At 74.2% G+C, this 14,270-nt stretch carries 15 protein-coding genes; 10 read left to right on the forward strand and 5 right to left on the reverse strand.

Translation table 11 applies throughout. From position 1 onward, the window contains the following. The first annotated feature begins 43 nt into the window (after nt 1–43). From clpS to ABZ573_RS05720, 10 genes are all read left to right on the forward strand, one after another. Nucleotides 44–334, forward strand: a complete 291-nt coding sequence (gene clpS / locus ABZ573_RS05675) for an ATP-dependent Clp protease adapter ClpS (protein ID WP_101414370.1) — start codon at nt 44–46, stop codon at nt 332–334. A 2-nt stretch (nt 335–336) separates the two neighbouring features. Continuing rightward, on the forward strand, nt 337–831 hold the full coding sequence (locus tag ABZ573_RS05680) for a DUF2017 domain-containing protein (RefSeq protein WP_192581321.1): 495 nt from the start codon (nt 337–339) through the stop codon (nt 829–831). A gap of 53 nt (nt 832–884) precedes the next feature. Next, nucleotides 885–1,373 (forward strand): M67 family metallopeptidase, encoded by a 489-nt coding sequence (locus ABZ573_RS05685; protein ID WP_132233852.1) that lies wholly within the window; start codon nt 885–887, stop codon nt 1,371–1,373. A gap of 73 nt (nt 1,374–1,446) precedes the next feature. Beyond that, the gene (locus ABZ573_RS05690; protein ID WP_358115879.1) at nt 1,447–1,800 is read left to right on the forward strand and encodes a MoaD family protein; all 354 of its coding nucleotides are present in this window, start codon (nt 1,447–1,449) and stop codon (nt 1,798–1,800) included. Between the two features lie 14 nt (nt 1,801–1,814). After that, a complete protein-coding gene (locus ABZ573_RS05695) occupies nt 1,815–2,780 on the forward strand; it encodes a pyridoxal-phosphate dependent enzyme (protein ID WP_151453620.1) in 966 nt (321 codons plus the stop codon). 286 nt (nt 2,781–3,066) lie between these two features. After that, on the forward strand, nt 3,067–3,813 hold the full coding sequence (locus ABZ573_RS05700; RefSeq protein WP_132233858.1) for an MBL fold metallo-hydrolase: 747 nt from the start codon (nt 3,067–3,069) through the stop codon (nt 3,811–3,813). 270 nt (nt 3,814–4,083) lie between these two features. Next, nucleotides 4,084–4,608 (forward strand): hypothetical protein, encoded by a 525-nt coding sequence (locus ABZ573_RS05705; RefSeq protein WP_358115883.1) that lies wholly within the window; start codon nt 4,084–4,086, stop codon nt 4,606–4,608. A 78-nt stretch (nt 4,609–4,686) separates the two neighbouring features. Next, a complete protein-coding gene (rph, locus tag ABZ573_RS05710) occupies nt 4,687–5,418 on the forward strand; it encodes a ribonuclease PH (RefSeq protein WP_132233860.1) in 732 nt (243 codons plus the stop codon). Nucleotides 5,419–5,470: 52 nt separating this feature from the next. Then, the gene (rdgB, locus tag ABZ573_RS05715) at nt 5,471–6,088 is read left to right on the forward strand and encodes an RdgB/HAM1 family non-canonical purine NTP pyrophosphatase (RefSeq protein ID WP_151454393.1); all 618 of its coding nucleotides are present in this window, start codon (nt 5,471–5,473) and stop codon (nt 6,086–6,088) included. A 22-nt stretch (nt 6,089–6,110) separates the two neighbouring features. Then, entirely contained in the window at nt 6,111–7,025 is a 915-nt protein-coding gene (locus ABZ573_RS05720; protein WP_225852162.1) for an AEC family transporter, read from the forward strand. Between the two features lie 53 nt (nt 7,026–7,078). On the opposite strand, the gene hutH is transcribed toward ABZ573_RS05720, so the two are convergent. The 5 genes from hutH to hutU all read right to left on the reverse strand — a co-directional run bounded on the left by hutH (nt 7,079) and on the right by hutU (nt 14,260). After that, nucleotides 7,079–8,614, reverse strand: coding sequence for a histidine ammonia-lyase (hutH, locus tag ABZ573_RS05725; RefSeq protein ID WP_151454395.1), 1,536 nt, complete (start codon nt 8,612–8,614; stop codon nt 7,079–7,081). Beyond that, the gene (gene hutI, locus ABZ573_RS05730; RefSeq protein ID WP_151454396.1) at nt 8,611–9,810 is read right to left on the reverse strand and encodes an imidazolonepropionase; all 1,200 of its coding nucleotides are present in this window, start codon (nt 9,808–9,810) and stop codon (nt 8,611–8,613) included. Before hutI ends, hutH begins: the two co-directional genes overlap by 4 nt. Next, complete coding sequence (locus ABZ573_RS05735) at nt 9,807–11,165, reverse strand: formimidoylglutamate deiminase (protein ID WP_358115889.1); 1,359 nt, start codon at nt 11,163–11,165, stop codon at nt 9,807–9,809. Before ABZ573_RS05735 ends, hutI begins: the two co-directional genes overlap by 4 nt. Before the next feature lie 178 nt (nt 11,166–11,343). Next, nucleotides 11,344–12,546, reverse strand: coding sequence for an allantoate amidohydrolase (locus ABZ573_RS05740; protein ID WP_358115892.1), 1,203 nt, complete (start codon nt 12,544–12,546; stop codon nt 11,344–11,346). Nucleotides 12,547–12,601: 55 nt separating this feature from the next. Further along, complete coding sequence (hutU, locus tag ABZ573_RS05745; protein ID WP_358115895.1) at nt 12,602–14,260, reverse strand: urocanate hydratase; 1,659 nt, start codon at nt 14,258–14,260, stop codon at nt 12,602–12,604. Nucleotides 14,261–14,270 lie beyond the last annotated feature (10 nt).

The following is a 14,270-nucleotide window of genomic DNA, read 5'->3' on the forward strand; positions in this document are numbered from 1 at the left end:
TCCGGTTCCTCGGTTCGCCGACTCCGGTGGCACGATGGGGGGCATGGCGGCTCCGCAGGTTGCACCTGTCGAGACGCCGGACACCGATGAGGTGCCGGCGTCCGACCGGCCGTGGGTGACGATCGTGTGGGACGACCCGGTCAACCTCATGACGTACGTGACCTGGGTCTTTCAGAAGCTCTTCGGCTACAGCCGGGAAAAGGCGGAAGAGCTCATGCTCGACGTGCACCACAAGGGCCGCGCCGTGGTCTCCAGCGGCGCCCGGGAGCGGATGGAGCACGACGCGTCGCAGCTGCACGCGTACGGGCTGTGGGCGACGGTGGACCGGTCGTGAGCATGTTCCGTCGCCAGGGCGACCGCTACGTCGTCACCTTCGCCGTCGACGAGGTGCGGGTGCTGCGGAAGGTGGCATCCGAGGTGGTCGGGCTGCTCACCGACGGCTTCGACCACACCGACCCGGTGGTGGGCCGGCTCTTCCCCGAGGTCTACCCGGAGGACCCGTCCGGCACGGCCGAGTTCCGCCGCTACACCGAGGGCGACCTCAAGACCGCCAAGATCGACCAGGCTGGCGCGATCCTCGCGTCGCTGCCCGACGAGGCCGGCGGCGAGGTGCGTCTCGACGCGGAGGCGGCCGAGGCGTGGCTGCGGGCGCTCAACGACGCCCGGCTGGCGATGGGCGTCCGGCTGGAGATCAAGGACGGCACCGATCTCGGCGAGGAGCTCGACGACGCGGTCGCCGAGGACCCGACCTCCAGCCGGGTGTTCCAACTGTCGGTCTACGCGTACCTCGGCTATCTCCAGGAATCCCTGCTCAACGCCTTGATCGACTAGGCGTGACCGGCACCACCTCAACGTCGCGGCAGGTACGCGTTAGGCTGGACCACGTGCTGAGCATCGACCGGTCGATCATCGACGCGATCGTCGCCCACGCCCGGCGGGACCACCCCGACGAGGCGTGCGGCGTGGTCGCCGGTCCCGCCGGCAGCGACACCCCCACCCGGCACATTCCGATGGACAACGCCGCCCGTTCCATGACGTTCTACGAGTTCGACTCGATGGAGCAGCTGCGGGTGTGGCGCGAGATGGACGACCGGGACGAGGAGCCCGTCGTCATCTACCACTCGCACACCGCCACGGAGGCCTACCCGTCCCGCACGGACATCTCGTTCGCCGGTGAGCCCGGCGCGCACTACCTGCTGGTCTCCACCCGCGACGCCGACACGGAGGAGATCCGCTCCTTCCGGATCGTCGACGGCGTGGTGACCGAGGAGCCGGTCCGGATCGTGGACGCGGGGGTGGACCCGCACGCCGTGCAGTCCTACATGTTCGGGCAGAGCCCGGCGACGGTCGACTACGAGTGTTCCGGCCGCTGATCCAGCGCCGTCACACCCGTTTACGTCCCGTCACCCTTCGGCACGCCCGACCATCATCGAGGAGCACGACACCATGGCCATCGAGGTTCGCATCCCCACCATCCTGCGCAGCTACACCGGCGGCGCGAAGGTCGTCGAGGGCGCCGGCGACACGCTGGGCGACCTGCTCGCCGACCTGGACTCCCGGCACGCCGGCCTGAAGGCCCGGCTGGTCACCGACGCCGGTGCGCTGCACCGCTTCGTCAACGTCTACGTCAACGACGAGGACGTCCGTTTCCTCGGCGCGCTGGACGCCAAGCTCAACGACGGCGACAGCGTGACCATCCTGCCGGCCGTCGCCGGTGGCGCGTTCGGCTTCGCCGCGGCTGCCGCGATCGCCCAGCACGGCGCCGCGGTCGCCGTGCGGTCGGCCGCCGCCGCCCGCTGACGGGGGCGGTCGCCATGGCGCGGTACGACAGCCTTCTCGACGCCTGCGGAGGAACTCCCCTGGTCGGGCTGCCCCGGCTCTCGCCGACGGTGCCCGACGGGGCGCCGCCGGTGCGGCTCTGGGCGAAGCTGGAGGACCGGAACCCGACCGGCAGCATCAAGGACCGGGCGGCCACGTTCATGGTCCGGGCGGCCGAGGAGTCCGGCCGGCTCCGGCCGGGCGACACGATCCTCGAACCGACCAGCGGCAACACCGGCATCTCGCTGGCGATGGTGGCCAAGCTGCGCGGCTACCGGCTGGTCTGCGTGATGCCGGAGAACGTCTCGACCGAGCGGGTGCAGCTGCTCCGGATGTACGGCGCGGAGATCATCTTCTCGCCGGCGGCGGGCGGCTCCAACCAGGCGGTCGCCACCGCCAAGCAGATCTCGGCCGAGCACCCCGACTGGGTCATGCTCTACCAGTACGGCAACGAGGGGAACGCCCGGGCGCACTACGAGACCACCGGCCCGGAGCTGCTGCACGACCTGCCCACGATCACGCACTTCGTGGCGGGCCTCGGCACCACCGGGACGCTGATGGGCACCGGGCGCTACCTGCGCGAGAAGGTCGACGGCATCCAGGTCGTCGCGGCCGAGCCGCGCTACGGCGAGCTGGTCTACGGGCTGCGCAACATCGACGAGGGCTACGTCCCCGAGCTCTACGACGCGTCGGTGCTGTCCCGGCGCTTCTCCGTCGGCACCCGCGACGCGGTGCTGCGGACCCGGCAGCTCGTCGAGGTGGAGGGCATCTTCGCCGGCTTCTCCACGGGCGCGATCCTGCACGCCGCCCTGGCGGTGGCGCACGAGGCCGTCCGCGCCGGCCAGCGGGCCGACGTGGCCTTCGTGGTCTGCGACGGCGGCTGGAAGTACCTCTCCACCGGGGCGTACGGCGGCACCCTCGCCGACGCGGAGGAAGCCCTGGAGGGCCAGCTCTGGGCGTGACGTCCCGTGGCCGGGCGGCCGACCCACGTCGGTGGCCCGGCCGCCCGTCACGGCCCCCGCGACGTGGCCGGCCCGCTCACCCAGCGCTACCGTCGGACGCCGTCTCGTCACGGGATCCGGGCGGGCGGCCCGGACGGGTGTCACGTTGGTGACAACTTCCTGTGGATGACTCTTGTCGTCGCGCGGGCGCGCGTAGGCTGCCCTGCGTGGTGTACGCGCCGGTAGAGATCATCCACAGCGGGACCGTCGACGCGGAAACTACGCATAGTTACAGTGAGAAGACTCGATGCGACTGACCGTCCTGGGCTGCGCGGGCAGTTTCCCCGGTCCCGAGTCCCCCTGCTCGGCCTACCTCGTCGAGGCGGACGGCTTCCGGCTGCTCGTCGACTTCGGCTCCGGGTCGCTGTCCAACCTCCAGCGCTACGCGGGGCTGCACGCCCCCGACGCCATCATCCTCACCCACCTGCACTGCGACCACATCCTCGACGCGGTGACGTACGTGGTGGTCCGCCGCTACGCCCCGGACGGCCCCTACCCGTCGCTGCCCGTCTACGCCCCCGCCGGCGCACCCGACCGGTTGGCCGCCGCGTACGGGCAGGAGGACGGCACGGTCGAGGACGTCTACCAGTTCTACGCCCTCGAACCCGGCACCTTCCCGATCGGCCCGTTCGCGGTCACCGTCGACCGGGTGAACCACCCCGTCGAGACGTACGGCGTCCGGCTGGAGCACGGCGGCCGGGTGCTCTGCTACTCCTCGGACACCGCGCCCTGCGACGCCCTGTTGCGGCTGGCCCAGGACGCCGACACGTTCCTCTGCGAGGCGAGCTACCTCGACGGCGTGGAGAACCCGCCGGACCTGCACCTGACCGGCGGGGAAGCCGGCGAGGTGGCGACCAAGGCGGGGGTGGGCCGGCTGCTGCTCACCCACCTCGTGCCCGCCTGGGGCAGCGAGGCGCACACCGTGGCGTCGGCCGGCGCCGCCTTCGACGGGCCGCTCGAGGTGGTCCGGCCCGGCGCCAGCTACGAGATCTGACCGGGCAATCCGACGTCCGGCCGCTCCGTGCCTCGCGCGGGGCCTCGAAAACCGGGTCGTCCGCCTAATATCTCGCCGGTGAGCGACTCCCCCTCCGGGTCGGCCGGCTGGCAGCCCCACCCGCCAACTCCTCCCACGGGCCCGCCCGGCCCGACTGGTCCGCTGTTCCCGCCGGCCCCGGCCGGGACCTGGCCAGGCCACCCGCCGCCGCACCCGCCGTCGGCCGCCGGGCCCTACCCGCCGCCCGGACAACGTGTCGCGTACCCGCCGGTGGCCGGCCTTCCGCCGGCCGGGTCCGGCTCGGCACCGCCGCGCCGGTCCACCGGGCTGCGGGTGCTTTTCGTGCTGCTCGCCGGGCTGCTCGCGACCGGGCTCTGCGCCGGTGGCGGCATCGCGGGCTACCTGGGTTGGTGGGAGCCCCGGCAGGACATGGCCGAGCGGCGCGCGATCTTCGCGGACTGGGGGCGGCCGCACAGCTTCACCTCCGACGGGCTCGTCGAGGGCGACGACGCGTCGTCGCAGGTGTACCGGTTCACCTGCCCGCAGGGGCGGTGCCCGGTGGACCTCGGCGAACGGGTGCACGACTGGCTCGTCACCGCCGGAGCGCAGGACGCCAGGATCGAGGACGTGACGCGTTGCGTGGCCCACGGCTTCCAGTACGGCGGCCCCACCTGCACCTGGACGTGGCGGGCGAACGGTTGCCGGGCGACCGTGACGACGACGGGCCTGGACAAGGTGCCGAGTGGCTGGGACCGGCCGCTCGTGCTCAACGTCCGCATCCGTGAGTGCGACTGATCCGGGCGGCGGACGCGCCGTCGACCGGGCCGGGGCACCCCGGAACGGCACGACCACCGCACCGCATAGGGTGCAGGGATGGCGCGACCTGACGGGCGGCGACCCGACGAACTCCGACCTGTGACGTTGACCCGGGGCTGGAGCACCCATCCGGAGGGCTCGGTGCTCGTGGAGTTCGGCGGCACCCGGGTGCTCTGCACCGCCAGCGTGACCGAGGGCGTGCCCCGCTGGCGCAAGGGCTCCGGGCTCGGCTGGGTCACCGCCGAGTACGCGATGCTGCCACGGGCCACCAACACCCGCTCCGACCGGGAGAGTGTGAAGGGCCGCGTCGGTGGGCGTACGCACGAGATCTCCCGGCTGATCGGGCGGAGCCTGCGGGCGTCCATCGACCTGAAGGCCCTCGGCGAGAACTCGATCGTGCTCGACTGCGACGTGCTCCAGGCCGACGGCGGCACCCGCACCGCCGCGATCACCGGCGCGTACGTGGCGCTGCACGACGCGGTGACCTGGCTGGCCGGGCGCAAGTCGCTGGCCGGCAAGCCGGAGAAGGTGATGCACCGCTCGGTGGCCGCGATCAGCGTCGGGATCATCGACGGCGAGCCCCGGCTGGACCTCGACTACACCGAGGACGTCGCCGCCGAGGTCGACATGAACGTGGTGTGCACCGGCACCGGCGAGTTCGTCGAGGTGCAGGGCACCGGGGAGGCGGGCGTGTTCGCCCGCGAGCAGCTCGACGCCCTGCTCGACCTGGCCGTCGCCGGCTGCGTGGAACTGGCCGAAGCCCAGCGGAAGGCGCTCTCCCTCCCGTGAGCGCGAGGAGTGAGCTTGCGAGCCCCGCAGTCGCGAACAAAGGTGGATTCTGATGAACAAGGTGCTGCTCGCCACCCGTAACCGCAAGAAGCTCGTCGAGCTCCAGCGGATCCTCGACGGCGCGCTCGGCGCGCACCGCGTCGCCCTGATCGGGCTGGACGACGTCGAGGAATACCCGGAGCTGCCCGAGAGCGGCCTGACCTTCGGCGAGAACGCGCTGATCAAGGCGCGGGAGGGCTGCCGGCGCACCGGCCTGCCGACGATCGCCGACGACTCCGGGCTGGCCGTCGAGGCCCTCAACGGCATGCCGGGGGTGTTCAGCGCCCGCTGGGCCGGCCGGCACGGCAACGACCAGGCCAACCTCCAGCTCGTGCTGGACCAGATCGCGGACCTGCCCGACGAGAACCGGGCCGCGTCCTTCGTCTGCACGGTGGCCCTGGTGCTGCCCGGCGGCAAGGAGCACCTGGTCGATGGCCGGCAGAGCGGCCGGCTGCTCCGGTCGCCGCGCGGCGACGGCGGGTTCGGCTACGACCCGATCTTCCTCGGCGACGGTCAGGACCGCACCAACGCGGAGCTGACGCCGCAGGAGAAGGACGCGGTCAGCCACCGGGGCAAGGCGCTGCGCGAGCTGGCCAAGCTGGTCGCCAAGGTGCTGCCGCCCGCGAGCTGACGGACCCGCCCCGGTGGGAGGGGTGCTGACGGGGTTCGCCGTCATCGTCACCGTCATCGCCGTCGGCTACGCGCTCGGCCGCGGCGGGGTGCTGGGGCCGGAGGCGGCCACCGTCCTCTCCCGTGTCGCGTTCTTCGTCGCGACTCCGGCGCTGCTGTTCGAGACGGTGGCCCGGGCGGACGTGCCCGCGGTCGTCTCGTCCGCCCTCGTCGTCACGGTGGTCAGCACCACCGCCGTGGCGTCGGTGTTCGTCGCCGTCGCGCGGCTCTGCTGGCGTCGCTCCGTCGCGGACGCGACGATCGGCGCGCTGGCCTCGTCGTACGTCAACGCGGCGAACATCGGCATCCCCGTCGCGGTCTACGTCCTCGGGGACGCCTCGTTCGTCGCGCCCGTGCTGATGTTCCAACTGGTCGTCATGACGCCCGTCGCGTTCGCCTTCCTCGAGGCGGCCACGGCGGGAAGCAGGCCGTCGCTCGGCACGGTGGTGCTCCAGCCGCTGACCAACCCGGTCACCATCGCGTGCGCGCTGGGCGTCGCGGCCAGCCTGACCGGCTGGCTGCCGCCGGAGCCGGTCCTGCGGCCGATCGAGCTCGTCGCGGCGATGGCGGTGCCCGCCACGCTGATCGCGTACGGCCTCTCCCTGCACGGCGCACCGCGGCCCGGCTCCGGCGACACCGGACGCGACGTCCGGCTCGCGGTCGTCCTCAAGACGGTGGTCCAGCCGGCCGTCGCCTACCTCGTCGCCCGCTTCGCGATGGGGCTGCCGCCCAACCTCGTGCTGGCCTGCACGGTCACCGCCGCACTGCCGACGGCGCAGAACGTCTTCGTCTACGCGATCCGCTACGGCCGGGGCACGGTCCTGGCGCGCGACTCGATCCTGCTGTCGACGGTGGCCGCCGTGCCCGTGCTGATCGGGGTGGCGGTGCTGGCGGGCTGACACCCGGCCGGCGCCCGGGCCACCGTGGCGCCACGGCGGCCCGGCGCGGGCCGTCAGTCGAGGGGGCCGATCTCGCGCTCGATGGCGGCGCGCAGCTCGGGCCCGGCCAGCACGGCCCGGGCGGCCTCCATCAGCGGGGCCAGGAAGACGTCCGGCCCGGGTTCCCCGGCGATCCCGCCGAGCGCCGCGACGGCCGCCCGCCCGGCCGGCGACGGGGTGAGCGGGGCGCGCAGCTGGAGCCCGCGTACCCCGGCGAGCAGTTCGACGGCGAGCAGGCTGGTCAGGTTGTCCAGCACGGTGCGTAGCTTCTTGGCCGCCGCCCAGCCCATGGAGACGTGGTCTTCCTGCATGCCGCTGGTGGGCAGCGAGTCGACCGACGCCGGCGCGGCGAGCCGCCGGTTCTCCGCGACGATCCCGGCCGCCGTGTACTGGGCGATCATCAGCCCGGAGTTGACTCCGGCGTCGGGGGAGAGGAACGCCGGCAGCTCCCGGGACCGGGTGACGTCGAGCAGCCGGTCCACCCGGCGCTCGGCGATCGCGCCCACCTCGGCGGCGGCGATGGCCAGGAAGTCCGCGGCGAAGCCGAGCGGCGCGCCGTGGAAGTTGCCGGTCGACTCGACGCGGCCGTCGGGCAGCACCACCGGGTTGTCCACCACCGAGACCAGCTCCCGCCCGGCCACCGTTCGGACGAAGTCCAGGGTGTCCCGGGCCGCCCCGGCGACCTGCGGCGCGCACCGCATCGAGTACGCGTCCTGCACCGCGTGCGCGAGGTCGTCGCGGTGCGAGTCCATCACCCGGGAGTCCTGGAGCAGCCGGTGGATGTTCGCCGCCGAGGCCGACTGCCCGGGGTGCGGCCGGATGGCGTGCAGCTCCGGCAGGAACGGCCGCTCCGAGCCGAGCATCGCCTCGATGGCGAGGGCGGCGGTGACGTCGGCCATCGTGAACAGGTGCGCGGCGTCGTGGATCGCCAGCAGCAGCATGCCGAGCATGCCGTCGGTGCCGTTGATCAGCGCCAGCCCCTCCTTGGCGGCCAGCCCGACCGGCGACAGCCCGGCCCGGCGCAGCGCGTCGGCGGCGGGCAGCCGCTCGCCGGCCGGGCCGAGCACCCAGCCCTCGCCGAGCAGCACCAGCGCGCAGTGCGCCAGCGGCGCCAGGTCGCCGGAGGCGCCCAGCGAGCCGTGCTCCGGCACCCACGGCGTCACGTCGTGGTTGAGCAGGTCGACAAGCGCCTCGGCGAGCAGGGGCCGGACCCCGGAGCGGCCGAGCGCCAGCGAGCGGACCCGCAGCAGCATCATGGCCCGGACCACCTCGCGCGGCATCGGCGCGCCCACCCCGGCCGCATGGGAGCGGATCAGCGCGTGCTGGAGCTCGGCCCGCCGCTCGGGCGCGACGAAGGTGTTCGCCAGCGCGCCGAAGCCGGTGGAGACGCCGTAGACCGGCCGGCCGGCGGCCTCGATGCCGTCGACGATGGACCGGCTGACGGTCATGGCGTCGACGGTGGCCGGGTCGAGGACGACCTTGGCGGTGCCGCGCGCGACGGCGAGCACGTCGGCGGGGGAGATCCCGGTGGGCAGGACGGTGACGGTCATTGGGGCACTCCGTTGCGCAGAACCTGGCGGATCAGTGGCACACCGGGCCGGTAGGCCAGGTGCAGGTGGGACGGGGCGTCGAGGATCATCAGGTCGGCCCGGGCCCCGGGCCGCAGCACCCCGACGTCGTCGCGGCGCAGCGCCCGGGCGCCGCCGGCGGTCGCGGCCCAGACGGCCTCCGCCGGGGTCATCCGCATCTCGCGTACGGCGAGCGCGACGCAGAACGGCATCGACGAGGTGTACGACGAACCGGGGTTGCAGTCGGTCGCCAGCGCCACGATCACGCCGGCGTCCAGCAGTCGGCGGGCGTCCGGGTAGGGCGAGCGGGTGGAGAACTCGGCGCCGGGCAGCAGGGTCGCGACGGTGGTCGGCTCGAATCCGGAGACCCACGTCTCGCCGGCCGAGGCCAGCGCGTCGACGTCGGCGTCGGTCAGGTGGGTGCAGTGGTCGACGCTCGCCGCGCCCAGCTCGACGCCGAGCTGGACGCCCGGCCCGGGGCCGAGCTGGTTGGCGTGCACCCGCACGCCCAGCCCGACGGCCTGCCCGCAGGCGAGGATGGCGCGGGCGTGGTCGACGTCGAACGCGCCCCGCTCGCAGAAGACGTCGATCCAGCGGGCGTGCGGCGCGGCGGCGGCCAGCATCGGCCCGCAGACCAGGCCCACGTAGTCGTCGGGGCGGTCGGCGTACTCGGCGGGGACCACGTGCGCGCCGAGGAAGGTGGTCTCCTCGCTGACCTCGGCGGCGATCGCCAACGAGCGGGCCTCGTCGGCGACGGTGAGGCCGTACCCGCTCTTGATCTCCATGGTGGTGGTGCCCTGCCGCATCGCCTCGCCGCGCAGCCGGCGCACGGTGGCCCGCAGCTCGTCGTCGGTGGCCGCCCGGGTCGCGCCGACGGTGGTCCGGATGCCGCCGCCGGTGTACGGCTGCCCGGCCATCCGGGCGGCGAACTCGGCGGCCCGGTCCCCGGCGAAGACCAGGTGGGCGTGGCTGTCCACGAAGCCGGGGAGCACGGCGGCGCCCCGGGCGTCCAGTCGCCGGTCGGCGGCCGGCGCGTCGCGGGACGGCCCGATCCAGGCCACCCGCCCCTCCTCGACCAGCAGGGCGGCGTCGCGCCGGATGCCCAGCGGGCCGCCCTCGTCGCCGGGCGGGTCGTTGGTCACCAGCTCGCCGATGTCGTCGACCAGCAGACTGCTCACGAGGTCACCTCCTCGATCGTCGCGGTCAGTTCGGCCGGCACGTCGACCGTGAGGTGCCGGCCGTCGCGCACCACCGGCCGGCCGTCCACCACGACGTGCGTGACGTCGGCCGCGCCGGCCGCGAACCAGACCCCCACCGGCGGTACGCCGGCCGTGCGCGGGCTGTCCAGCCGTACGGTCACCAGGTCGGCGCGCGCCCCCACGGCGATCCGCCCGGCGTCGCGCCAGCCCAGCGCGGCGTGACCGCCGACGGTGGCCGCGTCGCGTAGTTCGGCGGGGCCGAAGTGCCCGCGCCGGCGGGTGCGCAGCCGCTCGTCCAGTTCGACCGCGCGCGCCTCCTCGAAGAGGTCGATCACGGCGTGGCTGTCGCTGCCCAGGCTGAGCGGCAGGCCGACGTCGGCCATCCGCCGGGCCGGGCCGATCCCGTCGGCCAGGTCCCGCTCGGTGGTCGGGCAGAGGCAGACGCCCGTGCCGGCGTCCCCGAGCAGCGTGAGGTCGCCGCCGGTCAGGTGGGTGGCGTGCACGGCCGTGGTGTTCGGGCCGAGCGCCCCCCGGTCGGCGAGCAGCCGGGCCGGGGTGCAGCCGTGCGCGGCCCGGCAGGCGTCGTTCTCGGCGGGCTGCTCGGAGAGGTGCACGTGCAGGGGTGCGCCGCGCCGGTCCGCCCAGCCGGCCACGGTGGCGAGCTGTCCGGCGGGCACCGCGCGCACCGAGTGGATCGCCGCGCCGACCCGGGCGTGGTCGTCGGCGGGCCGGAACGCGTCGACCCGTTCCGCCCAGCGCAGCGCGTCGCCGTCGCCGAAGCGTCGCTGCGGCCCGGCGAGCGGCTCCCCGTCGACGGTGGCGGTCAGGTAGCAGGTGTCCAGCAGGGTGATCCGGATCCCGGCGTGGGCGGCGGCCTCGACCAGCGCCGCACCCATCGCGTTCGGGTCCGCGTACGGGGTGCCGTCCGGGTCGTGGTGCACGTAGTGGAACTCGCCGACACAGGTGATGCCGGCCAGCGCCATCTCGGCGTAGACCGCCCGGGCCAGGGCCAGGTACGAGTCCGGGTCCAGCCGCTGCGCCACCGCGTACATCCGGTCGCGCCAGGTCCAGAAGTCGCCGCGCCCGCCGTGGGTGCGCCCGCGCAGTGCCCGGTGGAACGCGTGCGAGTGCGCGTTGGCGAGCCCGGGCAGGGTCAGCCCGGGCAGCCGCTCGGCATCGGTCATGACCTCGACCCCGGCGGGCGGCGTGCTCCCGGCCGTCAGCGGCGTCACCCCGGTGATCCGCCCGTCGGTCGTCTCGATCAGCACGTCGGCGGTCGGCTCGGTGTGGTCGGGCAGCCAGGCGTACTCGGCCAGCCAGCGGGTCCCGGTCATGTCGTGTGCCCCCTGTCGAGCTGAATCGTCTGCGACATCAGTCGATCACGGTGGGGCCGGGTCGGCTGTGGTGCCGGCCGATCGCCGCCGGGCTGAGTCGTCTGCGACATCAGCTCGAAAGGGCCGCAACAGCGACCCCGGCCCCGCAGACGGGAAGGAGAACGTCGCCCGATCGTGGTCAGCGGCGGCATGCCAGCTCCTCCAGCACCCGGGCCAGGGCGGTGGCCCCGGCCGCGCAGTCGGCGTCGCTGGCCGACTCCGCCGGCGAGTGCGACACCCCCGTCGGGTTGCGCACGAAGAGCATCGCCGTGGGCAGGTGCGCGGCGAGCACCCCGGCGTCGTGCCCGGCTCCGGTCGGCAGCACCGGCGCGTCGAGCAGGGTCGCCAGCCGGTCGGCCAGGCCGCCGTCGAAGGAGACCAGCGGAGTGGCCGACTCCTCCGTAAGCGCCAGCTCCGTACCGTCGCGGCGGGCCCGCTCGGCGGCCTTCGCGCGTACCGCGTCGACCAGCCCCGTCAGCGTCTCCGGCTCGGCGGCCCGGGCGTCCAGCCAGCCGGTCACCCTCGACGGGATCGCGTTGGTGGCGTTCGGCTCGACCGCCACCCGGCCGACGGTGGCGTGGGCGCCGCGCAGCCGCGCCTCCTTGTTGGCCGCCAGCACCGTGAAGGCGTACGTCAGCATGGGGTCGCGGCGGTCGGCCATCCGGGTCGTACCGGCGTGGTTGCCCTCGCCGGTGAACTCGAAGCGCCAGCGGCCGTGCGGCCAGATCGCGCTGGCCACCCCGACCGGCGCGCCGGCGTCCACCATCGCGCGGCCCTGCTCGACGTGCAGCTCGACGAAGGCGGCGAAGCCGCCGAGCAGCTCGGGCCGGGCGCCCGCCGGCCGGGCGCCCAGCGCCTCGGCGAAGCTCACCCCGCCGGCGTCGCGCAACCCGGCCGCGCGCTCCACCGCGATCTCCCCGGCGAGCAGCCGCGACCCCAGGCACGGTACGCCGAACCGCGCGCCCTCCTCCTCCACGAACGCGCCGACCACCACGGGTCGGGCCGGCGCGACGCCGGCCGCGCGCAGCTCGTCGACGGCGAGGAACGCGCTGACGATGCCGAGCGGCCCGTCGTACGCCCCGCCGTGCGGCACCGAGTCGAAGTGACTGCCCGTCAGCACCGCGTCGCCGGCCTCCGGGTCACCCCACCGGGCGAACAGGTTGCCGTTGCCGTCGTCGGTGACCGGCATGCCCCGGCGGTCGGCCTGCGCGCGGAACCACTCCCGCAGCCGCAGCTCCGGCCCGGTCAGCGCGTACCGCAGGTAGCCGCCGCTGCCCTCGTCGCGCCCGACCGGCGCGATCTCGTCCCACAGCGCCCGGAACCGGGCGGCGAGGCCGCTCATGCGGTACCTCCGTTGTTCGCGACTGCGGGGCTCCGCTGCGCTGCACTCCTCGCGCTCACGGGTTGTCCCCCTCCGCCATCGGCACCCGCACGCCGGTGGCCTCCGCGACCTCGCGGGCGGCGTCGTAGCCGGCGTCGACGTGCCGGATGACGCCCATCGCCGGGTCGTTGGTCAGCACCCGCTCGATCTTCTGCCCGGCCAGCGCCGTGCCGTCGGCCACGCAGACCTGCCCGGCGTGGATGGACCGGCCGATGCCGACCCCGCCGCCGTGGTGGATCGACACCCAGGACGCCCCGCTGGCGGTGTTGACCAGCGCGTTGAGCAGCGGCCAGTCGGCGACCGCGTCGGAGCCGTCGGCCATCGCCTCGGTCTCCCGGTAGGGACTCGCCACGCTGCCGCAGTCCAGGTGGTCCCGGCCGATCACCACCGGCGCGGAGAGCTCGCCGGAGGCGACCATCTCGTTGAACCGCACGCCCGCCTTGTCCCGCTCGCCGTAGCCGAGCCAGCAGATCCGCGCCGGCAGGCCCTGGAACGCGACCCGCTCGCCGGCCATCCGGATCCACCGCGCGAGGGACTCGTTCTCCGGGAACAGCTCCAGGATCGCGCGGTCGGTCGCGGCGATGTCGGCCGGGTCCCCGGAGAGCGCCGCCCACCGGAACGGGCCCTTGCCCTCGCAGAACAGCGGCCGGATGTACGCGGGCACGAAGCCGGGGAAGTCGAAGGCCCGCTCGAAGCCGCCGAGCTTCGCCTCGCCCCGGATCGAGTTGCCGTAGTCGAAGACCTCCGCGCCGGCGTCCAGGAACCCGACCATCGCCTCGACGTGCTTCGCCATCGACGCCCGCGCCCGGTCGGTGAACTCGGCCGGCTTCGCCTTCGCGAGGTCCGGCGCGTCGGTCAACTTCACCCCCTCCGGCACGTACGACAGCGGGTCGTGCGCGCTGGTCTGGTCGGTGACGATGTCGATGTCGGCACCCCGGCGCAGCAGTTCCGGGAAGACCGTGGCCGCGTTGCCGACCACGCCGACACTCAGCGCCCGCCGGTCCCGCTTCGCGGCGAGCACCCGCTCGACGGCGTCGTCCAGGGAGTCGGCGACCTCGTCGAGGTAGCGGTCGTGCACCCGCCGGTCCAGGCGGGTCCGGTCCACGTCGACGATCAGGCAGACGCCGCCGTTCATGGTGACCGCGAGGGGCTGCGCCCCGCCCATCCCGCCGCAGCCGGCGGTCAGCGTCAGCGTGCCCGCCAGGGTTCCCCCGAACCGTTTCGCGGCGACGGCGGCGAACGTCTCGTAGGTGCCCTGGAGGATGCCCTGGGTGCCGATGTAGATCCACGAGCCGGCGGTCATCTGCCCGTACATGGTGAGGCCGAGCTGTTCGAGGCGGCGGAACTCCGGCCAGGTGGCCCAGTCGCCCACCAGGTTCGAGTTGGCCAGCAGCACCCGGGGCGCCCACTCGTGCGTACGCATGACGCCCACCGGCCGGCCCGACTGCACCAGCATGGTCTCGTCGTCGCGCAGGTCGGTCAGGGTACGCACCAGCGCGTGGTACGACGGCCAGTCCCGCGCCGCCTTCCCGGTGCCGCCGTAGACCACCAGGTCGTCGGGGCGCTCGGCCACCTGCGGGTCGAGGTTGTTCATCAGCATCCGCAGCGCGGCCTCCTGGGGCCACCCACGGGCGGTGCGTTCGGTGCCGCGTGCGGCGCGGACGGGCTGGGTCATCTCGGCTCTC

This window comes from Micromonospora sp. NPDC007220, from assembly GCF_040634035.1.
Lineage (GTDB): Bacteria > Actinomycetota > Actinomycetes > Mycobacteriales > Micromonosporaceae > Micromonospora > Micromonospora reichwaldensis.